We start from the raw sequence: 21,859 nt of genomic DNA on the forward strand, positions 1-21,859 counted from the left end.
TCGCGCAACCCGGCGGGCCCCGATCTGCCGACCGCTCCGCCCTCTCACCAGACGACGGCCGATGCGTCGCTGTCGTCGTCGCCCGTCACGCCCGGGTCGTGGGTCGCTGCGGGCGCGGCGGGCGCGCCCGCGTGCATCTTCTGGATCAGCGCCTCGGCCGCCGCCTTGCCCCGCGCGATGACCTCGCGGTCCTTGCGCTTCCACCAGGGGGTGAGCCACATCTCGACGGGACGGGCGGTGCCGGCGACGACGGCGGCGCGGCCGAACGGCATGGTCCGCAGCTCCTCGGGGCTGAGGATCTGCTTCCCGTCGTGCTTGCCCACGAGGTCGGAGAGGTCGGAGAGGTCCTTGGCCGTACCGGAGCCACCCGAGATGATCTTGACCGTGGCGTTGTCCCAGATGGACGCGGCGCCGTCCGAGCCCCACACCTTGCGAGCCTCCGCCAGCGACGTCAGGTAGACGTGCACGCTGATGGAGTAGCCGCCGGACTCGCCCATGTAGGTGGACAGGCCGCCGAGGGGGCAGATGTCGGCCACCTGGTTCAGTTCGAACGTCAGCGGCGGGTCGAGGCGGCCGCTCGGGTTCTTCATCGCCGTACCGCGCGCGCTGCGGAAGTACTGCTCGATGATGGTCGTGACGATGGGGGCGATGCCACCCCAGTCGCTCTGCTTCTTGGCGACGAAGTACAGGGTGTTCCGGCCCTGGAGGAACTTCTTGAAGTCGAACTCCTCGCCGGGATCCGGCGTGCAGTCCGCCAGCACCTCGGGTTGCGAGAAGCACGACATGACCTGGATGACTCCGGCCCACAGGTCCTGGTTCCGCATGTTGAACTCGAGCGTCCCCGAGTATCCGGCACCGACCCGTCCCTCGCGCTCGCCCTGGCGCAGGATCTCCAGTGCCTCCTCTCCGTTGGCCTCGTAGACCCAGCGCATCACCTCGCGGAAGTTGAGCCTGCCGATCGCGCCGGCGTGCAGCAGGCAGCGGATGATGGTGACGATGCCGCTGAGCAGATGGCCCCCCTCGTGCCCGAGATCGAAACCGCTCGACTGCACGAGCGTCCCCGACCGGACCGCGGCCGCGTTCGGGTCCTCGCATCCCTGCAGCGGCGACCAGCGCATCCGGTTGGGCCAGCCGGTCCAGTTGTACGGGTCGAAGACGTAGACCTCGCCGAACTGCGCCCGCACCATGGCGGTGTTGATGAACGTCTCCCGCCGGCTGGACGTGACGATGCAGGGGCCGGGCGCGTCGATGGTGAACGGCGTGACGAAGTGGACGTCCTTGCCCTGCCGCGGCGCCGCGAGGATGACCGCGGTGTCCTCCAGCGAGGCGTACAGCTTGCGCCGGGACCTGATGTCCCTCCCGATGTAGAACCCGACATCCTCGGGCCTCACCGAGCGCGCGGGGACGTTCTGCGTGGACGGCCGGACCTGCGCGGCCTTGCTCTGGACGGTCCGGGCGCTCAGCAGCTGGCGGACCTCCCAGCCGGAGGCGAATCCCAGCCGCAGCCGGCGGAACGTCCGGTGGCGGCGCCAGTTCATCAGGAGCCGGATCAGGATGTAGGCGCCCACGGCCGTTGACGTGAGCAGCACCGCGAGCAGGGCGAAGAAGATGGGGGCCGACCCCAGGGCCGCCGCGGCCACGGGCGGCCACGCACCGCGCGGATCGGTGGGATGGCGCAGGAGGTTCCAGGTGATGTGCAGGCAGTCCGTCGGGCTGGAGTCCGGCCATCCGCCGCCCGAGAGGACGCCGGACAACTGGCCCGCCAGCCATGTCAGGAAACTGCTCGCCCCGCCCAGCAGGGCGGTCACCAGGCCGATACCTATGAAGACCACGTAGACGTCGTCGTCGTCGTTACCGGCCATGGAGCCTCCTCCTCGATCGTGATGTCCCGATGTGCGGGACGAGCCCTGCGTTCACGCTGGTCATGCCGCTTCCGAGGCGGTCAGGTGGCCGCTTCACGCGGTTCCGACCGCCGACACGCGCCACGGGGCGCTCGGGTCCTTGCGCTTGAGAGTGACGAACGCGGTCGCGTGGACAGGGGCGCCCTTCCACCTGTCCCGGCCGGTGGGGATGACGGTGATCTCCCAGCCCCGGTGAGCCAGCGTGGGCGTGTCGGCGGGGACGTCGCCCTGGGGGCGTTGCGGGGTGAGGCGGACCTTGGCGTAGGCGCGGTGCTCGGTCCACAGTCCTGGAACGCCGCCGCCGGGCTGGGCGGCGACCGACCTCTTGTAGGCCTCGTCCAGAAGGGGGGCCGCCCGCTGGTAGGCATCGCGCTGGCTGTGATCGGTGGTGGAGTCGACGATCCACATCAGGGTGAGCGCCGCCTTGGAGACCGCGGTGGCGTCGTGCTGGTCGAGCCGGGTGAGGTCGGGCAGGCCGCCGGGCGGTGACGGGGACGCGGACGCGGGTGCCGGTGAGGAGATCGCGGCGGTGGGCGCGGCCTTGGCTTCCGGCGTGGCCCGGGGAGACCCGCAGGAGGCGACGGCGCACGTGAGCGCGACGAGGAACACGAGGCGCGGCGGGCGGCCGGGGGCGGCCATGGGCTCCTCCTGGAAGGTGGTGGGCGGGTTCGTGGTGCGGCGCGGTCAGGCCGCCCGCCGGTCAGGCGGCACGCTGGTCGCCCAGCACGGAGATGTGGACGTGGTCGAAGTGGTTGGCCGTCAGGCCGCCGCGGTCCTCCATCTGCCGCCATCCCTCGGCGGCCCGGGTCGGGTTCCAGATGTGCTGGCGGTAGATGATGTAGTCGATGCCGAGGCGTTCGGCGTTGGCCTTGGCCCAGTTGGCGATGTCGTAGCCGAGCTTGACCTCGCCGGAGTCCGGCGCCCCTGAGCTGATCATGAAGTCGCAGGCGCGGCCGAGGGGGTGTTCGCCGCCGCCGGGGATGCCGCCCTCCTTGCGGTAGCAGCCGATCCCGCGGGGGACGCCGAACTGGGTCTTGATCTGGTCGCGGACGCAGGCCATCCGCCTGGTGATGTTGCCCGCGACCATGGCCCCGCCGCTGGGGCAGGCCGATCCGGGCTTCCAGTTGCCGACGTTGTCGAACGAGGTGCACGACGTTCCGGCGTTGTTGGCCCCGCCGAGGGAGAATTTTCCGCCCGCGTACCGCTCGGCCCACGACAGCACCAGGTCCACGTAGTCCCAGGAATGGTTGTAGGCGTAGATCGCCTTCCGGGTGTCGGCGGGCGCGCCGCTGGCGTGCAGGTAGTTCGCTGCGCTGAAGATCGCGTCCGATGGGTCGTAGCGGCTCTTCTTGCCGTCGGGCTTGCCGAGTTCGCCCTGTCCGTCGATAGTCGGGCCGTCGACCGCATAAGCGTTGAAGGTGGCTTGCAGGAACTGCATCGGACCGCCCGCACCGGCGAAATTCTCCCCTGAGGAGACGCCCGGCAGTGTGGACCGGCCGTGGTCGGTCTCGACCTTTCCGATTCCGGCGAGCACGTACCAGGGGATGCCGTACTTGGGCCCCGCGGCCTGGTAGAGCTTGACGTAGTTGGCGGGGATGCTGTTCGCGGGGGGCCTGGGCGGGCGCGGCCACGTTCTGCACGGTTTCGGAATCGAGCGGTCCTTTACCCAGACTGCGGTGATAGGACACCGGAGCCACGGTCGGGCCCCCGGTTCCGGGGCTCGGCTTGGGCGCCGGACTCAGCGGGGCGGGGCCGTCGGGATTCAACGGACTGCACACGTTGGTGATGCCGCCCGAAAGGACGTTCTGGATCGCCACGAACATTACCGCGACCATGAGCGCAAGAATGCCGACCGACCCGAGGCAGCCTGTCCTGAGGATGAACTTTCCCAGGCTGAAAGTCACCATCGAGGGTCATTCCCGGAACAGTTGATGACGTGACCTTCCAAGATCGGCGGTGCCGTCGCCGCTCTCCCCCGCCGGGGGGACGGAGCGCCGAGCCGCCACCGTCGGCGTGCTCTTCGGGCATGTCCCAGCCGCCTGGGACCCACCGACCAAGACAGTGCGGTCAACGTGCGGTGACGCAAGGTGCTTGTTGCGTCCCGCGTGTCCCGGCTCGGGGAGCGAGCGGCGGGGAGTCGGGAACGTGGCGAGTTGACGGATATGACAGCCCACGGACGGTCACGGTAGTACGGTTGATCTTCACTGGCGCAGAGCCGGTGCCGGCGGGCGCAGAGCCGCTCGCGACTTTTCCGGAGGTGGGCACCCGTGATGCAGGCAACTGAGAGCGACGCCCTGCAGCGCGGGGGGAACGGCCCGGAGGCTTCGCCGGGCATGCCGGGCGCATCCGCGTACCCGGTGCAGCATGGGCGGCCCTCAGGCGAGGGATTCGCCGCACAGGCGGTCATACCCGCAGAACAAGGACCCGTGCCGAGGAGCGCGCTCGGGCTGGTCCGCTACAACGGCCGGGCCCCGGGACTCTGGCTCTCCTCGTGCCATGGGGGAGCCGGCGCCTCGACGCTGGCCGCGCTCATCGCCAACAGCGTGAGCGCAGGACGTTACTGGCCGACGCCCGCACCCGCGGGCCGGTCTCAGGTACTGCTGGTCGCCAGGAGCCACGCGGCCGGGCTGTGCGCCGCTCAGACGGCCGTGGCGCAGTGGGCCGCGGGCGTGCTCCCGGGCGTGGAACTGGTGGGTCTGGCAGTGGTGGCCGACGCTCCGGGGAAGCGTCCGAAACCGCTGGCGGACCTTCTCCGACTGATCGCCGGCGGCGTGCCCCAACTCTGGGACCTGCCGTGGGTGGAGGCCTTCCGGCTCGGCGAGCCGCCGGACGGGGTGAGGCTCCCCGCCGCCTACGCGCGTCTGGTCCGCGACATGAGCGGTCTGGTTCCCGCGTGATCGTGTCAGAGTCGCCGTCCCGCGGCGCTTGACGATCACTTCGGCCCCCGGACCGTTCAGTACAAGCACAGAACCGTGCTCGGAAGGTGCCCCGCCGGTCCAGTCGCGATCGGCGCCAAGACCCCTTCCGGGCGGGGCTTATCGATCATTCGGGCGGTGGATGTGCCGCGACCTGCCGGTGAGCCCCGGCCAAGTCGCCCACCGCCTGCGCACGGCCGGTCAGTACCTCGACCCACTCATCTCGGAGGACGCGCATGCTCGACGCGACGATCACGTGGACGGCCCACCTGCTCGACCATGCGGTCGCCCTTGCCAGGGACATCCCGAACCCCGGGCAGGGCGAGGCGCCGCCGTTCGCGAAGAAGCTCGAGAAGCTGCTCGGCTGGGCCGCCTGGGGCGGACTGCTGGCCTGCGTGGCGGGTTTCGTCATCATCGGCGCCCGGATGGGGATCCAGCACAAGAAGGGTGAGGGGGGCAGCCACATAGGAAGCATGTTCATCGTGGGCTTCGGCTGCCTGCTCATCGTCAGCGCGGGATTGATCGTCAGAAACCTCGCTTCTTGATGCCGGCGCCCCGAGACCTCCGCGCAGCGGGCGAGAGGGGCCGCAGGAGCGGGGGGCCCGTGCGCCGCGGGTCCGTCCTGTCCGCCGCGCTCCTCGCGCTGGGCGCGGCCCTGCTCGTGATCGGCCTCCTGCCCGCTCCCGTGCCCGAGGTCGTCCTGAGCGGGCCGCCCGGGACGGAGGCCTTGGAACGCTCTCAGCCGGTGGATCCGTTCGCCGCCGGACGGGTTCGGCTCGCCGTCGACGCCGTCCCGGCCGGCCGGGCTCCGGGCCGGGTGGCGACCGTCGGGCTGGCGGCGCTGGGAGCGCCGGTCGACTGGGACAAGACCGACGACATCGAGACCATCGACACCGACCCCGGCGGCAAGCTCCAGTTCGACCCCGAAACCGGTCGGATCAGGGTGTGCGACCACAACAGCGACGGCCACCTGGCGCGCGGCTACGCCCTCGTCGACGGGAAAGAAGTGGCCAGCGTGCGCGCGGGCGAAAAAGGCAAGTGCGACGAGGCGCAGATTCCCGACTACAAGCGCACCACGGAACCGAAGTACCAGCTCAAGGTCTGCCTTCGCAGGAGCGACTCGGATCCGGACGGGTACTGCAACACCAGTAATACGGCCCAGTGGCCGAAGGAAGACAAGAAGAACGACTCCTGCTGGGACCTGAAGACCGACCAGGCGAAGATCGATTGCGTGGGGGGAGTGGAGGAGTACTGCAATCAGTGGCAGCACACCAGCGGGATGTTCCCGAAGCAGTGCATGAAAGACCATTCTGATAAGAAGACGACGGTACTCAAGCCCCCCGTCGGAAGAAAGCCGGACATCAACGCCCGGCCCGACGCGGCGCTGCCGCGCGGCCACGCCAAAGGAGTGGGCGCGATCACCGAACCGGTGGAGCCCTTGCTCCGCTGGCTGCTCTGGACCGCACTGACGGCCTGCGTGCTGGGCTTCATACTCATCGGCGGCAATATGGCGCTCAAGCACAAGAGGGGCGAGTTCGGAGCACATGCCGCCGGCCTGGGATGGGTGATGATCGCATGCGTCATGGCGGGCTCCGGGCTGGCCATCGCCTTCATCAGTCTTCTGGTCGACCCCTTCTGAGAAGAAAGCCCATCGTGCGTGCGTCGATCGACTTCGTGGTTCCCGCTCCGTGCCGTCCAGGTGGTTCCTGATGGATGATCTGCTCAACGAGGCATGGGCGTGGCTCGTCAAAAAACTGCTGGACTGGGCGCTGTCCACTTTCCAGACGTTCCTCACCTGGTGGATGAGCGACAGCGCCTACAGCGTGCAGTTGACGGGTGAGAAGGGCGGAGTGCTCTTCATGCTCCGCGAGTACACCAACTGGCTGGTCGCCGCGATGGCGTTCGCCGGGTTCCTCGTCGCGGCCTTCAGGATCGCGATCCAGCGCAAGGGCGAACCCTTCCGGCAGGCGATGACCCAGTTCTTCGAACTGGCCGTCATCATCCTGACGCTGGCCACGCTGGTCAACCTGCTGAACATCGCCGGGGACAGGTACTCCCACTGGATCATCGAGGGCATGGGGCCGAAGGGCGACGCCTGGATCGACAACTGGAAGAACGGCCTCGACCTGCTCGGCGGCGACCAGGGCGACACGTCGTTCATCCTGGCCTTCTTCGCCCTCGCCGCCGCGCTCTCGTCGGCGATCCAGTTCGTGCTGATGCTCTTCCGGAGCGGCGCCCTGATCATCCTGGTCGGGATCCTGCCGGCCCTCGCCGCGGCGAGGTTCACCACCTACGGGAACGCCGCCTACCGGCAGTGCGTCGGCCTGCTGGTCTCCTTCGTCGTGGTCAAGCCGGTCATCGCGACGATCGATGGCGGGGCCCTGGCGCTGATGGCGTCCAATTACGAGGCCGACCGCCTCTTCGGCCTGGCCCTCGCCGCCGGGTCGGTGTTCGCCCTGCCGGCGACCATGCGCGCGGTGATGCCCGCGGCCACGGAGGGGCTCAGCTTCTTCGGCATCCGCCAGGTCGGCCACTTCACCTACGGCGGTACCGCGATGACCATGCGCGGACGGGCGGCGGGCTTCGTCACGGGCCTGCTGAGCGGCGGTAGCAGCGGCAGCGCGGCGACTCCGGTGCGCAGCAACCGGACGGGCGGCGGTGGCGGCGGTGGCGGCTGGGGCGGCGGCGGTAATCCGGGCGGCGGTTCAGGTGGCGGCGCACCGACTCCGCCTCCGAACAACGGCCCGGGCGGCGGACCCGGGGGCAATCCGGGCGGCGGCCAGGGTGGCGGCCCCGGGGGACCCGGCGGACCCGGTGGCGGGCCGGGCGGCTCGCCCAGCGGCGCACCCGGCGGTAACACGGGCGGCGGTTCGGGCAACGGTCCGGGCGGTGGTCCGGACTACGGTTCGGGCGGGGATCCACAGGGCCCCTCGGGGGCCGACCCCTCCTCCAGCGCTCCCCCATATGACGTCCCCGCGTACGACGTTCCCGCGTACGACGTCCCTGATCCTGACTTCTCCTCCATCGGGGGCAACGGCAGTGAGGTTCCCAGCTACCGGCCCCCCGACCCCGGCTCCTCCTCGGGCGGACCCTCGGGCGGGAACCCCGGGCGTACACCGCCTTCCGGGAACAGCGGCCCGAGCGGCAGCACCGGTGGCGGGAGGGGTCCAAGTGGCAGTCCGTAGGCCGAAGGAATGAGGTGAACCGACGTGGCGTCCGACTATCGTGAACCCACCTACGGGAACTGGCGGAAGCCGGTCTCCCCGGGGATCGGGCGGCTGGGGCTGGCCGGCACGCTGATCCTCATGATCGGGCTGATCACCATCACCCTGATCGCGACGGTGTCGCTGATGGTGAGCCTGATCGGCGTCGTGCTGCTGGGGCTGGTCATGCTGCCCCTGGTCATCCAGGACGCGCACGGGCGGACCGCCCTCCAGTCGCTCACGGCGCGGGTGACCTGGTGGTCGGGGCGCTCCCAGGGGTGGCACCTCTACCGTTCGGGACCGCTCAGCGTCGTCCCGCACGGCTCGTGCCGGCTTCCGGGGCTGCTCGCGCAGTCCCGGCTGGTGGAGGGCCGCGACTCCTACGGGCGCCCGTTCGCCCTGGTCGTGATCCCCTCGACGAAGCACTACACCGTGGTGTTGGAGTGCAACGCCGAGGGGGCGGCGCTGGTCGACCAGAGCCAGATCGACACGTGGGTCTCCCACTGGGGGCAGTGGATGGCCTCGCTCAGCTACGAGCCGGGCCTCGTCGCCGCGAGCGTGACCATCGAGACGGCCCCCGACACCGGGACGCGCCTCCGGGAGGAGATCTACGCCAACACCGACCCGAACGCGCCCGAGCTGGCCCGGAAGGCCCTGGACGAGATCGTCTGGAACTACCCGGTGGGCAGCGCGCGGGTCTCCACCCGTATCGCGGTCACCTACGCGGCCCTGCCGCACCTCGGAGGCAAGCGCCGCGACCAGGACGCCATGGTGCGGGAGATCGGGATGCGCATCCCCGGGCTGGTCTCCGGGCTGTCGATGACCGGCGCCGGGTCCGCCCGCGCGCTGACCGCGAAGGAGCTCGCCCGCGCCGTCCGGATCGCCTACGACCCGGACGCGCAGACGGTTCTGGAGTCCGCCGAGGACCAGGAGACGCGCTGGGAGGACGCAGGGCCGGTCGCGGCGCAGGAGTCGTGGGACCACTACGTCCACGACAGCGGCTGCTCCATCACCTGGGGCATGTCGGAGGCGCCGCGGGGCGAGGTGCTGTCCAACGTGATGACCGGGCTGGTGGCCCCGCACCACGACATCGCCCGCAAGCGCGTCACCTTCCTCTACCGGCCGCACGATCCGGCCTCCGCGGCCCGGATCGTGGAGCGGGACCGCCGCGACTCGCGGTTCCGTCTCGACGGCGCCTCCAGCGCCGCCCGGAACGAGATCGACGTCATGAAGAGCGACCAGTCGGCCCTGGAGGAGGCCCGGGGAGCGGGGGTCATCCGGTTCACCGTCCTCGTCACCGCCACCGTCCGCTCGGCCGACGAGCTTCCCGTCGCGGCGGCCGCCGTCGACACCCTCACGGGCCCCGCGCGGCTGCGGTTGCGGCAGATGTACGGGTCGCAGGCGTCGGCGTTCGCGGCCGCCCTCCCGCTGGGCATCGTCCTTCCCGACCACCTTCAGGTGCCGGCGCTTGTGAGGGAGTCCCTGTGAGGCGTTCCGCGAAACAGGCCCCCGGCGGCGTGACCGCGGCGCCTCCCGCCGAACAGGACGGCGGGAAGGGGGGCGGGAAGGCGAAGAAGGGCAAGAAGGAGAAGCCCGAGCTCAAGCCGGGGTTCCGGGGGTTCACCCGCCGGGGCGGCGGCCGGGCCTCCTACGTGGAGATGCCTTCGGAATGGCGCGGCACCACGGTCCAGGTGTGCGGACTCTGGCCGTTCGGGGCCGGGTCGGGGACGCCGATGGTGGGGGTGCCGCTCGGCCGGGAGCTCACCACCGGCGCCGCGCTGTGCTGCGATCCGATCTCGTGGTTCCAGCGGGCGAACCTGATCCACAACCCGTCGGCCCTGCTGCTGGGCAAGCCGGGGCTGGGCAAGTCGACGCTGATCCGCCGCATGGTGGTCGGGCTGGTCGGGCAGGGGGTGTTCCCCATGGTCCTCGGCGACCTCAAACCCGACTACGTCGATCTGATCCGGGCGATGGGCGGGCAGATCATCAAGCTCGGCCGCGGGCTGGGCTCGCTGAACGTGCTCGACCCCGGCGCGACGGCCGGCGCGGCGGCCAGGCTCCCCGAGGCGGCGCGCAACAAGCTGATGGCCGACGCGCACGGCCGCCGGCTGAACATGGTCAGCGCGCTGGTCACGCTGCTGCGCGGGGCCCCGATCGCCGACACCGAGCGCACCGTCCTCAATGCGGCCCTGCGGGTACTGGACGAGCGCCACCGCGGCGTGCCCGTCCTGCCCGACCTCATCAAGGTGATCGACGACGGGCCGGAGCGGCTCCGCGCGGTGACCCTGGCGCGCGGGGACGAGGCGCGGTACCGCGCGGCCGTCGACCCGCTGCACGCCTCCCTGCTCGGCGTCCTGGACGGTCCGATGGGCGAGACGTTCGCGCACCAGACGACCACCGCCATCGAGCTGGACAATCCGGGCGGCGTCTGCATCGACATCAGCGGCATCGACGACGCCGACGCCGAGCTGCAGGCGGCCGTCCTGCTGGCGTGCTGGTCGGACGGGTTCGGCTCGATCGAGGCCGCGCACGCGCTGGCCGACGAGGGGCTCGAACCGCAGCGGCACTTCTTCGTCGTGCTCGACGAGCTGTGGCGGGTGCTGCGGTCCGGGCGGGGCCTGGTGGACCGGGTCGACGCCCTCACCCGCCTCAACCGGCAGCGCGGCACGGGTCAGGTGATGATCACGCACACCATGGCCGACCTGCTGTCGCTGAGCGACCGGGCGGACCGGCTCAAGGCCAAGGGCTTCGCCGAGCGCGCGGGCATGGTGATCTGCGGCGGGCTGCCGCAGGCGGAGATGCCGATGGTGAACGAGGTGGTCCGGATGTCCTCGATCGAGGAACGCATGATCGTCGACTGGTCCACGCCGCCGTCGTGGAACCCCGAGCTCGGGCGGGACAGCGAGCCCCCGGGACGGGGGAGGTTCCTGGTCAAGGTCGGCGGCCGGCCCGGCATCCCGTTCAAGGTGGAGCTCACCTCCGTCGAGCGGGACGTCAACGACACCAACAAGCGCTGGACCAACTCGACCACGAGGCCTCCCGCCGGAGCCATCTGACCGGCACGGTCGCCACGGCGCCCGTCCTGCGGCAACGAGCCGCGGGGCGGGCGCCGTCTTTTCGCGCGCCCTCTCGCGCGCGCCCTCTCGCGCGCGCCCTCTCGCGCGCGCCCCTGCGCGCGCTCCTCGTGCTGCGCGCTCGCCTCACCAGATCTTGAACAGATCGTATGGACCTATTGAATATATCCATTAGGTGTTTTAGGTTGATGCGTCACGGAGACGCGTCGACATCGCAGGTCATCGCACCGGTGGTGTCCGGGACGGGCTGAGCCGCCCGCCCGGGGACGCCCGCCCTGGCTCTGCACGAGAGAAGGACCACGCCATGTCCGAGTGGACGATCGACACCACCGTCGGCGAACTGCTGCGCCGCGAGCACGGCCGCGAGGACGGGGCGAGGATCACCGAAGGGTGGCCGGACCTCGACCTCGGCACCGCCTACCGGATCCAGGACGCCCTGCTCGCCCGCAAGGCGAGCGCCGGGCAGACCGTCGTCGGGGTGAAGCTCGGACTGACCTCGGTCGCGAAGCAGCGGCGGATGGGCGTCGACGTCCCGCTGACCGGCTGGCTCACCGACGCGATGGCCCTGACGCCCGGCGAGCCGCTGGCCGTGGGGGACTTCATCCACCCGCGCGTCGAGCCCGAGATCGCCTTCGTCATGGGCGCGCGGCTGAGCGGCCCGGGCGTCACGGCGGAGCAGGCGATGGGCGCGGTCCAGAGCGTGCACGCCGGGTTCGAGGTCATCGACAGCCGCTACCGCGACTTCGACTTCGCCCTGCCGGACGTGGTGGCCGACAACGCCTCCGCCTGCCGTTTCGTCATCTCCGGCCACGCCGTCCCGCCCGGGGGACTCGATCTGGCGGCGGAGTCCTGCCGGCTGGGTGTCGACGGCGACACCGTCGACACCGCGAACGGCGCGGCCGTCCTCGGGCACCCGGCCAACGCTCTCGCGCTCGCCGCCAACGGGCTGGCCGAGCGAGGGCTGGCCATCGAACCCGGCTGGATCGTCCTCACCGGCGGACTCACCGACGCCGTCCCCCTGCATCCCGGCGGCACCGTCTCCGTGGCGTTCGACTCACTCGGAGCCCTGTCACTCACTGGAACCCACTAACGCCCCACCGCGCCCACCGCGCCTTCGCCCAGGAGTACCGACATGTCCTTCTTCCAACGCGGCCGCCGCAGGCGCCTCACACCGCTCATCGCAGGCGCGGCCACCGCCGTGCTGGGGCTGACGGCCCTCACCGGCTGCGGTTCCGGCGCCGACGGCGAGGTCTCCGCCTCCGGCGAGGCGGAGGTGAAGCTCGGCGTCATCCCCATCATCGACATCGCCCCGGTGAAGCTCGGCATCAGCAAGGGCGTGTTCGCCCGCCACAAGCTGAACGTCACCACGCAGGACGCCCAGGGCGGCGCCGCCATCGTCCCCGCCGTGGTCAGCGGCGACTTCCAGTTCGGCTACTCCAACCTCGTCAGCCTGCTCGTCGCCCGCGAGAAGGGCGTGCCGGTGACGATGGTCTCCGTCGGCGCCCGCGCCTCCGACGACCCGGTGAAGGACGGGTCCGGGCAGCTGATGACGGCGAACCCGGGGATCGCCAAGGTGGGCGACCTCAAGGGCAAGAAGATCGCGATCAACACCCTCAAGGGCATCAACGAGGTCGCCGTCGCGTCGGTCCTCAAGAAGAACGGGCTCGCGAAGGCCGACGTGACCCTGGTGGAGGTGCCCATCCCCAACATGCCCGCCGCGCTGAAGTCCGGCCAGGTGGACGCCGCGATGCTCAGCGAACCGTTCATCACGGTCACCAAGGGCCAGGGCGCCAGGCCGCTGCCGGTCAGCTACGCCGCGATGGGTGCGAACCTGCCGTTCGCCGGCTGGTTCACCTCCAAGCAGTACGCGGCCAAGAACCCCGACGTCGTGAAGCGCTTCTCCGCCGCGCTGAAGGAGTCCCTCCAGTACGCCGAGCAGCACCCGGACGAGGCGCGCGCCGCGCTGAACGGCTATCTGAAGCTGGAGCCGGGGCTCAGCGACAAGGCGACCCTGCCCGGCTGGAACCCGGAGGCCGGCAAGTCCGAGATCGCGCCGCTCGCCCAGCTCACCGTCGAGACCGGCCTGATCGGCAGCACCCGTCCGCTGGACGAGCTGTTCGCCCAGTGACATGCCGCGTGACATGACGAGTGACCTGACGAGGACATCATGGTGATCAAGAGTCGGCGGCGCGGAGTCGCCGTGCCCGACCCGCTCCTCGGCCTGCTCGGAGTCGCCGCCTTCGCCGCCCTCCTGGAGGTGCTGCCGCGGACGGGCGTGATCTCACCGGACGAGCTGCCCCCGTTCAGCGCGATCGTCCGGGCACTGGGCGGTGAGGCCGGCAGCTCCGAGTTCTGGGGCGCGCTGCTCGACACGCTCCGGGGCTGGGGGTACGGGCTGGCCATCGCGGTCGCGGCCGGCCTGAGCCTGGGCCTGCTCATCGGCAGCGTCCCGGTCCTGCGCGAGGCGACCGCCTCGACCATCGAGTTCCTGCGCCCGATCCCCTCGGTCGCCCTCGTCCCGCTGGCCGTGCTGCTCTACGGCACGCGGCTCGGCTCGACGCTCCTGCTGGTGGTGTACGCCGCGAGCTGGCCCGTGCTGGTGCAGGCGATCCACGGGGTGCAGGACGTCGACCCCGTCGCCCGGGAGACCGCGGCCGCCTACCGGTTCTCCCGGTGGGGCCGGCTGCGGTACCTGATCTGGCCGACCGCGCTTCCTTACCTGCTGACGGGCGTGCGGCTCGCGGCCTCGGTGGCGCTGGTCCTGGCCGTCGCGGGCGAGCTCATCATCGGGTCCCCCGGTCTCGGCAGCGCGATCGGGCTGGCCCAGGCGAGCAACGCCGTCGCCGAGATGTACGCGCTGATCTTCGTCACCGGCGCGCTCGGCGTCGGCGTGAACCTGCTGACCCGGGCGCTGGAGCGGCGCGTCCTGGCCTGGCACGCGTCGATGCGGACGGAGGTGCCGGCATGAGGACCCTGCTCCGCGGCGCCGGACGGCTCGGCTACCTGCTCGGGCTGCCCGCGGTGCTGCTGACCCTCTGGTGGGTGCTGACCGCTTCGAGCACCGACTTCTACTTCCCCCCGCTGCGGACCATCCTGAGCGCGTTCGGCGAGACGTGGTTCTCCGGTCGCCTCGCCGACGACGTCCTCCCCAGCGTCGCCCGCCTGGCGGCCGGGTACCTCGGCGCGGTGGCGCTCGGCGTGACCCTCGGCGTCCTGCTGGGGTCCAGCCGCCGGGTCAGGCTGCTGGCCGAGCCCGTGCTGGAGTTCTTCCGCGCGGTCCCGCCGCCCGTCCTGATCCCGGTGCTGATGCTGTTCGTCGGCATCGGCGACACCATGAAGATCACCGTCATCGTCATCGGGTCGATGTGGCCGGTGCTGCTCAACACCGCCGAGGGCGTCCGCGCCATCGACGAGGTGCTGGCCGACACCGCCCGCTCCTACGGCCTGACCGGGGCCGCCCGGCTGCGCCGCCTGGTGCTGCCGGCCGCCTCCCCGCAGATCGTCACCGGCATGCGGCAGGCGCTGTCGATCTCGATCATCCTCATGGTGATCAGCGAGATGTTCGCCAGTTCCAGCGGCCTCGGCTACACGATCGTCCAGTTCCAGCGCGGGTTCGAGATCCCCGAGATGTGGAGCGGGATCCTCCTGCTCGGCCTGCTGGGGTTCCTGCTGTCGCTGCTGTTCGGGCGGTTCGAGGCGCGCGCGCTGCGCTGGTACCGGGGATGGCGCCAAGCCCAGAAAGGAAAGTCATGACCGGCACGGATATCGCGTCCCCCGCCGCGGTGGGCACCGGGAGCGGCTCGGTCCTGCTCGACGTGCGGGGGCTGAGGAAGACCTACCAGACGGCCGGCCGCACCGTGGAGGCGGTGCGCGACCTCACCTTCGGGATCCCCGCCGGAGAACTGGCCTGCATCGTGGGGCCGTCGGGGGCCGGCAAGACCACCCTTCTGAAGTGCGTCGCCGGCCTCCTGACTCCGAGCGGCGGAGAGGTGGTGCTGGAGAGCCGCCCCGTGCTGCGGCCGCCGGAGAACATGGCGGTGGTGTTCCAGGAGTACGGGCGGAGCCTGTTCCCGTGGCTGTCCGTCGAGCGGAACATCGAGCTGCCGCTGAAGCAGAAGAAGGTTCCCAAGGGGCGGCGCGGCGAGCTGGTGGCCGAGGCGCTGGAGTCGGTCGGCCTGGCGGACGCGGCGGGCGCCTACCCCTGGCAGCTCTCCGGCGGCATGCAGCAGCGGGTGGCGATCGCCCGCGCCGTCGCCTACGAGCCGGCGGTGCTGATCATGGACGAGCCGTTCGCCGCGGTGGACGCCCAGACCCGCGCGGAGCTGGAGGACCTCACCCGCGAGCTGTGGCGGCGGCTCGGCATGACGGTGCTGTTCGTCACCCACGACATCGAGGAGGCGGTGTACCTGGGCCAGCGCGTCCTGGTGCTCTCCGCCGCCCCCACCGTGATCATGGACGACATCCCGATCGACCTGCCCGCCGAGCGCGAGCAGCTGGCGACCCGCTCCGACCCGCGCTTCGCGGAGCTGCGCGCGCACGTCTACTCGCAGGTGCAGCGGGCCAAGACCTACCACCAGCGCGACCGCGCCCGTCCCGGGGAGGGCCGCGATGGATGACGGCACCCGCGACGTCCTCGACGGCACGCTGGCGGAACTGACCTGGCACGAGGTCGAGGCGGCCGCCCGGTCGGGCGCGGTGCTGCTCTGGGCGTTCGGCGTCATCGAGCAGCACGGCCCGCACCTGCCGACCGGGACGGACGTCTACCTGCCCATGGCCCGGCTGCACGCCGTCCGGGCGCTGCTGGCCGAACGCGGCGTCGAGGCGCTGATCGTGCCGCCCTACTACTGGGGCGTCAACGTGGTCTCGGGGGCGTTCCCCGCGTCCTACGGGGTGCGGCCCGAGCTGATGCGGGAGGTCATGGCCGACCTGCTCGCCGGGATGGCGCGCGACGGCTTCAGGCACGTGTTCTGCTTCTCCGGGCACGGCGACGCGCTGCACAACCGCACCGTCCACGACGGGGTCAGAGCGGCCTGCGAGCGGACGGACGCGGACGCGAGCTTCGTGACCGAACCCGCGCTGGCCCGGCGCATCGGCCTCGCCGCCGACGACCCGTACCTGACGCTCTACGGACCGGACGAGGGCCCGCCGGACGGTCCGGTCGACGTCCACGCCGGGTCCTGGGAGACGTCCCTCATGATGCACACCCACCCGCGGCTGGTGCGCGAGGAGGTCCGCGCGCGGCTGGAGCCGAGCGGCCTCGGCCCCAGCGAACTGGCCGTATGGCGCCAGGGCTACGAGCACGCACGCCGCGTCACCCCGGACGGCTACTTCGGCGACCCGGCCGCGGCCGACGCCGCCGAAGGGCACCGCATCCAGACCACCGCCGCCGAGCAGGCCGCCGACGCGATCGCGTCGCGCCTGGGGCGGACCGCCCCGGCCCACCCTCAGACAGGACGGAGGAACCATGGCTGAGATCAGCGTCGCCATGGCCGCAAGCCACGCTCCCGGCCTCACCGGCTGGTTCGACAAGGCCCCCGAGGCCGATCAGAGGACGGTGCTGGCGGCCTACGCCGAGATCCACGCCGCCCTCGTGGAGTCCCGCACCGACGTGCTCCTGGTCATCGCCAACGACCACATCGCGAACGGGCTGGTCAGCGACTACGCCGACTTCACCTTCGGCACGGCCGAACGGCACACCGGGCCTGACGAGTGGTTCAAGCCCTGGCTGCGCGTCCCGGACTACGAGCTTCCCGGACGTCCCGACGTGGCCGAAGTCCTGTACGAGAGCGTCAAGGACCGGGCGCCGCGCGTCCGCGCGGTCCGCGAGAACCTCCGCTACGACGACAACCTCTCGGTCCCCGTCACCATGGCGGACATCGTCTCGACCGGTGTGGCGGTCGTCCCCGTGCTGCAGAACTGCACGGTGCCGCCCGTCCCGGACGAGCGCGTCTGCTACGCGCTCGGCGAGACGCTCGGCGAGGCCATCCGCACCCGGCTCCCCGCGGGGCTGCGGGTCGGGCTGCTCGGCTCGGGCGGCCTCTCCCACGAGCCGGGCGGGCCCCGCTACATGGAGATCGACGAGAAGTTCGACCGCTGGTGGATGGACCTGCTGGTGGAGGGCGACCACGAGAAGGTCCTCACCGACGCGACGTTCGAGCGGATGGAAGAGGCCGGCTCCGGCGGCACCGCGGAACTGCTGTCCTGGATGGTCGTCATGGGCGCCATCGGCCCGCGCCCGTGCAAGGCCCTGGGGTACGCGGCCGTCGACCAGTGGCGCTGCGGCTTCGGCGCGGTCCGCTGGGACCTTTCATGACCCCTCCGCCTACACGAATGGACGACCCGGAAATGGCACTCGAATACTTCGACCCGCTGCTGCGGACCAACGATCTGGTGCAGGACCTGAAATGGGACCGCGAACTGCGGGCCCGGTTCGAGTCGTCCGAGAAGCAGGTGCTGGACGCCTATCCGCTCACCGCCGAGGAGCGCACGGCGATCCTGGACCGGGACTTCCGGAAGCTGTTCGAACTCGGCCTGCACCCCTACCTGCTCTCCCAGCTCGCACGGCTGATCTACGGCACGGGCGAGACGGCCGGCACCTCCGGCGCCGCGACCGCGCTGCTCAAGTCCCTGCTGGGAGACCGGTACGACTCCTACATGGCCGAGCGTGGTGAGTAGGGCCGTGCCCCACGCAGACGAGGCCGGGCGCGGGCCCCATCCGCCGACGCCGGTCATCGACGTTCACACGCACGCGATGCCGATGCCGCTCCTGCGGCATCTGGAACGCCACGGGCTGGCCGACCTGTCCCGCGCCGCGGAGCGCGTGCTGAACCTCGACCCGGCGATCTGCGGGCTCGCGCCCGGATCGCCGATTCCGCTCGCTCCCGAACAGCACGACATGGAACGCCGCCTGGCCTCCCTCACCGCGATGGGAGTGGACCACCAGGTCGTCGCCGCGCCCCCGTTCCTGTTCGCCTCCGAGTCCGACGACGACCGGCTCACGCTGGAGGTCACGCGCCTGGCCAACGACGCGCTCGCCGAGTTCGCCGCCGGTTCGGGCGGCCGGCTGTCGGCCCTGGCGACCGTGCCGGTGGGGCACCCGGGCGCGGCGGACGAGCTGGCCCGCTGCCTGGACGAGCTCGGCATGGCGGGCGCCACCATGGGCACCTTCGGCGGCGGGCGGGAACTCGACGACCCGGTCAACGAGGAGCTGTGGCGGGCCCTCGCCGCACGGCGCTGCTTCACGCTGCTGCACCCGAGCCGCGTCTCCTCCCGCGACCGGCTGGAGGACTACCACCTGGTCCAGCTGCTCGGCTACCCCATGGAGACCGCGCTGGCGACGTCCCGGCTCGTCTTCGGCGGTGTGCTGGACCGGCACGACCTGGTCCTCTGCCTCGCGCACGGCGGCGGGTGCGTGCCCGCCGTCAGCGGCCGCCTCGACCTCGGCTGGCGGCGCAAGCCGGTCGCGCGGGTGACGAGCCGCACGCCGAGCGACTACCTGCGCCGGCTCCTGTACGACACCGCGGTGTTCGACACCGGGGCCCTCGGCCGGCTGGTCGAGGACATGACGGCCGACCACGTCCTGCTGGGCACCGACACCCCGTTCGACCTGGTCGACCATGACCCCTTGCGGACGGTGCGCGCGCTGGGGGTCGACGCCGGGCAGGAAACCGCCATCCTGGGGGGCAACGCCGCGCGTCTCATCGGACTGCGCGTCGCCCGGCGGGACCCGGACGACCGGGTCGAAGAACCCTCCGCTCCCCCCATCCCAGTCGAAGGACACCCCACATGAGCACCGACAAGGCGGCGACCGAGCTGCCCCGGCTTTCCCTGGCGGAGACCGTTGCCAGGAGGATCGAGGCGCGCATCGCCGAGGACACCCTGGCCGGCGGCCACCGCCTCGGCACCCGGGACAGCCTGCGCCGCGAGTTCGACGTGGCGGCCGGGACGCTCAACGAGGCCGTCCGGCTGCTGACCGCGCGCGGCACGATCTCCGTCCGTCCCGGCCCCAAGGGCGGGATCTTCGTCGCGACCCCGCCCCCGCTGGTGCGCCTCGGCCGCAAGATGCTCGAACTCAGCGGCGACTCGGTCTCGGTCTCCGACTGCCTCGTCATGCGCGAGGCGCTGGAACCGCTGCTCGCGCGGGAGGCGATGCGGCACCGCACCGAAGGCGACGTCGCCGAACTGCGCCGGCTGGCCGAGGCGATGGCCGCGGCCGTGGAGAGCGACTCCGAGGACGGCGTCGGCTACCTCGCCGCCAACTGGGCCCTGCACCGCCGGATCGCCGAGATAACCCCGAACAAGGTCCTCCAGCACACCTATGTCTCCCTGCTGGAGTTCGTGGAGAACCGGTTGCGCGGCGTCACGTCCAACGAGCCGTCCACGAGGTACGTGGACGGGCCGGCCGTCCACAAGGAACTGGTGGAGGCCATCGCGGGCGACGACCCCGAGCGCCTGGACGCCGCCGTCGCGGCGCACGCCGCCCTGACCGCCACCCGCCGGGGCGGCACATGAGCGCCCCGCGGGCGGCCCTGCTCGTCATCGACATGCAGAACGACTACTGCCACCCCGACGGCGTGTTCGCGCAGGCGGGGCTGCGCGTCGCGGGGCTGGACGACCTCGTCGGGCACGTCAACACCCTCACCGCCGCCGCCCGCTCCGCGGGCCGGCCCGTCATCTGGGTGCGGATGGAGTGGGAGGAGGACGCCGACGTCGGGCTGCTGGCCGAGCGGAGCCCGTTCCTGCGCGCGAGCGGGCTGCGGCGCGGGACGTGGGGCGGCGAGCTGCTCGCCGGCCTCGACCGCGCCCCGGGCGACCACGAGATCACCAAGCCGCGGTTCGACGCCTTCCACCGCACGGAGCTGGACGGGCTGCTGCGCGACCTCGGCGTCGGCACGCTCGTGGTCGCCGGCGTGCGCACCGACTTCTGCGTCGAGTCGACCGTCCGCGCCGCCTTCTTCCGCGACCTGCGCGCGGTCGTGGCGAGGGAGGCGGTCGCCGGATACTTCGAGGACCTGCACCTGAACAGCCTGCGGCTGATGGGCACCGTCTTCGCCGAGGTCGTCTCGGTGGACGACGCGGCCGCCGCGCTGGCCCCGGCCCCACGGACCCCGGGAGCCCGCTGATGCCCCTGATCGAGGTGACCCTGGTCGCCGGACGTCCGCCGGAGCAGCTGCGCGCACTGATCAGCCGTCTGACGGAGGCCGCCGAGGCGGCCACCGGGGCGCCCCGGGGCAACATCCGCGTCATCCTCCGCGAGGTGCCCGCCACCCACTGGGCGGCGGGAGACGTGACCATCCAAGAACGCGACGAGGAACAGCCATGAAACTGATCCCCCACATCATCGACGGCCGGGAGACCGAGTCCCCCGGAGGCGCCCGGTTCTCCACGGTCGACCCCTACACCCGGCAGGCCTGGGCGGAGGTGGCGCTCGGCGGCCCGGACGAGGCGGGGCTCGCCGTCACGGCCGCGCGCCGCGCGTTCGACGAGGGCCCCTGGCCGCGCATGGGGTACGCCGAACGGGGCGCGATCCTGCACAGGCTGGCCGACCTGATCGAGGCCAACCTCGACGACCTGGCCATGGCCGACACCACCGACATGGGCAAGCCGATCTCCGACACCCGCGGCAAGGACGTTCCGCGGTCGGCCTACAACTTCCGGTTCTTCGCCGACCACGCGCGGCTGTCGGCGGCCGAGGCCCTGCCGATGGACAGCGGCCACCACGCCTACACCCGCTTCGAACCGGCCGGCGTCGTCGCCGCCATCGCGCCGTGGAACTTCCCCCTCATGCTGGAGACCTGGAAGATCGCACCGGCGCTGGCGTGGGGCAACACGGTGGTGCTCAAGCCCGCCGAGCAGACCCCCGCCTCCGCGGCCCTGCTGGCGAGGCTGGCACTGGAGGCCGGGATGCCGCCGGGCGTGCTGAACGTCGTCCACGGCTACGGGCCCGGCTCCGTCGGCGAGGCGCTGACCAGGGACCCGCGCGTCGACCGCATCACGTTCACGGGCGAGTCCGCCACCGGCCGCGCCATCGCCGGGGCCGCGGCGGCGAACCTGACCCCGGTCAGCTTCGAGCTCGGCGGCAAGGGCGCCAACCTGGTGTTCGCCGACGCCGACCTGGACCTCGCCGCCTCCTGGTCCATCAAGGCCATCTTCAGCAACGCCGGGCAGGTCTGCCTGGCCGGCAGCCGCCTGTTCGTCCAGCGCGAGGTCTACCAGGAGTTCCTGGACCGCTTCGTCGCCGCGGCGGAGGCCCTCGTGCCCGGCGACCCCAAGGACCCTGCGACCCAGCTCGGCCCCCTCGCCTCCGAGGAGCACTACGCGAAGGTGATGGCCTACCTCGACGGGGTGCCCGGCGACGGCGGCAAGATCGTCACCGGTGGTGCGGGCGCCGAGGGCCTGTTCGTCCGGCCGACCGTGGTGCTGGACGCGCCGCCGACCGCGCGCGTGCGCCGGGAGGAGATCTTCGGCCCGGTCGCCGTGGTCACGCCCTTCGACACCGAGAACGAGGCCGTCGCCGCGGCCAACGACACCCCGTACGGCCTGAACGCGATGGTGTTCACGGAGAACCTCTCCAGGGCGCACCGGGTGTCGGCGGCCCTGAAGGCCGGAACGGTGTGGACGAACTGCTTCTTCGTCCGCGACCTGCGCGCCCCGTTCGGCGGGGTCGGCGACTCCGGCCTCGGCCGCGAAGGCGGCACCTACAGCCGCGAGTTCTTCACCGAGCCCAAGGCCGTGGTCATGGCCATCGACCCGAACGGCTGACGGCC

22 protein-coding genes are annotated in these 21,859 nt (G+C 71.6%); 19 read left to right on the top strand and 3 right to left on the bottom strand.

Annotation, left to right across the window (positions count from 1 at the left end; all coding sequences use genetic code 11):
* Positions 1–44 precede the first annotated feature (44 nt).
* From BJY14_RS23765 to BJY14_RS45500, 3 genes are all read right to left on the bottom strand, one after another.
* On the bottom strand, positions 45–1,862 hold the full coding sequence (locus BJY14_RS23765) for a type IV secretory system conjugative DNA transfer family protein (RefSeq protein WP_179845648.1): 1,818 nt from the start codon (positions 1,860–1,862) through the stop codon (positions 45–47).
* A gap of 93 nt (positions 1,863–1,955) precedes the next feature.
* Complete coding sequence (locus BJY14_RS23770; protein ID WP_179845649.1) at positions 1,956–2,540, bottom strand: hypothetical protein; 585 nt, start codon at positions 2,538–2,540, stop codon at positions 1,956–1,958.
* Between the two features lie 61 nt (positions 2,541–2,601).
* Positions 2,602–3,582 (bottom strand): lytic transglycosylase domain-containing protein, encoded by a 981-nt coding sequence (locus BJY14_RS45500; RefSeq protein WP_312879797.1) that lies wholly within the window; start codon positions 3,580–3,582, stop codon positions 2,602–2,604.
* 745 nt (positions 3,583–4,327) lie between these two features.
* Here BJY14_RS45500 and BJY14_RS23780 point away from each other — a divergent pair.
* The 19 genes from BJY14_RS23780 to BJY14_RS23870 all read left to right on the top strand — a co-directional run bounded on the left by BJY14_RS23780 (position 4,328) and on the right by BJY14_RS23870 (position 21,854).
* The gene (locus tag BJY14_RS23780) at positions 4,328–4,798 is read left to right on the top strand and encodes a DUF6668 family protein (protein ID WP_179845650.1); all 471 of its coding nucleotides are present in this window, start codon (positions 4,328–4,330) and stop codon (positions 4,796–4,798) included.
* 254 nt (positions 4,799–5,052) lie between these two features.
* Positions 5,053–5,361, top strand: a complete 309-nt coding sequence (locus BJY14_RS23785) for a hypothetical protein (RefSeq protein ID WP_179845651.1) — start codon at positions 5,053–5,055, stop codon at positions 5,359–5,361.
* Between the two features lie 59 nt (positions 5,362–5,420).
* Entirely contained in the window at positions 5,421–6,455 is a 1,035-nt protein-coding gene (locus tag BJY14_RS23790) for a hypothetical protein (protein WP_179845652.1), read from the top strand.
* A 70-nt stretch (positions 6,456–6,525) separates the two neighbouring features.
* Complete coding sequence (locus tag BJY14_RS23795; protein WP_179845653.1) at positions 6,526–8,001, top strand: G-protein coupled receptor; 1,476 nt, start codon at positions 6,526–6,528, stop codon at positions 7,999–8,001.
* Between the two features lie 24 nt (positions 8,002–8,025).
* The gene (locus BJY14_RS23800; RefSeq protein ID WP_312879374.1) at positions 8,026–9,507 is read left to right on the top strand and encodes an SCO6880 family protein; all 1,482 of its coding nucleotides are present in this window, start codon (positions 8,026–8,028) and stop codon (positions 9,505–9,507) included.
* A complete protein-coding gene (locus BJY14_RS23805) occupies positions 9,504–11,075 on the top strand; it encodes a putative type IV secretion/conjugal transfer ATPase (protein WP_179845654.1) in 1,572 nt (523 codons plus the stop codon). The genes BJY14_RS23800 and BJY14_RS23805 overlap by 4 nt, the downstream gene beginning before the upstream one ends.
* A 322-nt stretch (positions 11,076–11,397) precedes the next feature.
* Positions 11,398–12,183, top strand: coding sequence for a 2-keto-4-pentenoate hydratase (locus BJY14_RS23810; protein WP_179845655.1), 786 nt, complete (start codon positions 11,398–11,400; stop codon positions 12,181–12,183).
* Positions 12,184–12,225: 42 nt separating this feature from the next.
* Positions 12,226–13,221: an ABC transporter substrate-binding protein gene (locus BJY14_RS23815; RefSeq protein WP_179845656.1), complete on the top strand. Its 996-nt coding sequence runs from the start codon at positions 12,226–12,228 to the stop codon at positions 13,219–13,221.
* 39 nt (positions 13,222–13,260) lie between these two features.
* Positions 13,261–14,061, top strand: a complete 801-nt coding sequence (locus BJY14_RS23820; protein WP_179845657.1) for an ABC transporter permease — start codon at positions 13,261–13,263, stop codon at positions 14,059–14,061.
* Positions 14,058–14,846 carry an ABC transporter permease gene (locus BJY14_RS23825; RefSeq protein WP_179845658.1) on the top strand — a complete coding sequence of 263 codons (789 nt, stop codon included), beginning with the start codon at positions 14,058–14,060 and terminating at the stop codon, positions 14,844–14,846. Before BJY14_RS23820 ends, BJY14_RS23825 begins: the two co-directional genes overlap by 4 nt.
* Positions 14,843–15,709, top strand: a complete 867-nt coding sequence (locus BJY14_RS23830; protein WP_179845659.1) for an ABC transporter ATP-binding protein — start codon at positions 14,843–14,845, stop codon at positions 15,707–15,709. The genes BJY14_RS23825 and BJY14_RS23830 overlap by 4 nt, the downstream gene beginning before the upstream one ends.
* On the top strand, positions 15,702–16,565 hold the full coding sequence (locus BJY14_RS23835; RefSeq protein WP_179845660.1) for a creatininase family protein: 864 nt from the start codon (positions 15,702–15,704) through the stop codon (positions 16,563–16,565). Before BJY14_RS23830 ends, BJY14_RS23835 begins: the two co-directional genes overlap by 8 nt.
* Positions 16,558–17,406 carry a DODA-type extradiol aromatic ring-opening family dioxygenase gene (locus BJY14_RS23840; protein ID WP_179845661.1) on the top strand — a complete coding sequence of 283 codons (849 nt, stop codon included), beginning with the start codon at positions 16,558–16,560 and terminating at the stop codon, positions 17,404–17,406. The genes BJY14_RS23835 and BJY14_RS23840 overlap by 8 nt, the downstream gene beginning before the upstream one ends.
* Before the next feature lie 17 nt (positions 17,407–17,423).
* Positions 17,424–17,768: an extradiol ring-cleavage dioxygenase gene (locus BJY14_RS23845; protein ID WP_246396061.1), complete on the top strand. Its 345-nt coding sequence runs from the start codon at positions 17,424–17,426 to the stop codon at positions 17,766–17,768.
* A gap of 4 nt (positions 17,769–17,772) precedes the next feature.
* Entirely contained in the window at positions 17,773–18,882 is a 1,110-nt protein-coding gene (locus BJY14_RS23850) for an amidohydrolase family protein (protein ID WP_312879375.1), read from the top strand.
* On the top strand, positions 18,879–19,604 hold the full coding sequence (locus BJY14_RS23855; RefSeq protein ID WP_179845662.1) for a FadR/GntR family transcriptional regulator: 726 nt from the start codon (positions 18,879–18,881) through the stop codon (positions 19,602–19,604). The genes BJY14_RS23850 and BJY14_RS23855 overlap by 4 nt, the downstream gene beginning before the upstream one ends.
* Positions 19,601–20,215, top strand: a complete 615-nt coding sequence (locus BJY14_RS23860; protein WP_179845663.1) for a cysteine hydrolase family protein — start codon at positions 19,601–19,603, stop codon at positions 20,213–20,215. The genes BJY14_RS23855 and BJY14_RS23860 overlap by 4 nt, the downstream gene beginning before the upstream one ends.
* Complete coding sequence (gene thmT, locus BJY14_RS23865; RefSeq protein WP_179845664.1) at positions 20,215–20,415, top strand: 2-hydroxymuconate tautomerase; 201 nt, start codon at positions 20,215–20,217, stop codon at positions 20,413–20,415. Before BJY14_RS23860 ends, thmT begins: the two co-directional genes overlap by 1 nt.
* The gene (locus BJY14_RS23870; RefSeq protein WP_179845665.1) at positions 20,412–21,854 is read left to right on the top strand and encodes an aldehyde dehydrogenase; all 1,443 of its coding nucleotides are present in this window, start codon (positions 20,412–20,414) and stop codon (positions 21,852–21,854) included. Before thmT ends, BJY14_RS23870 begins: the two co-directional genes overlap by 4 nt.
* Positions 21,855–21,859 lie beyond the last annotated feature (5 nt).

It is taken from the genome of Actinomadura luteofluorescens (assembly GCF_013409365.1).
GTDB lineage: Bacteria > Actinomycetota > Actinomycetes > Streptosporangiales > Streptosporangiaceae > Spirillospora > Spirillospora luteofluorescens.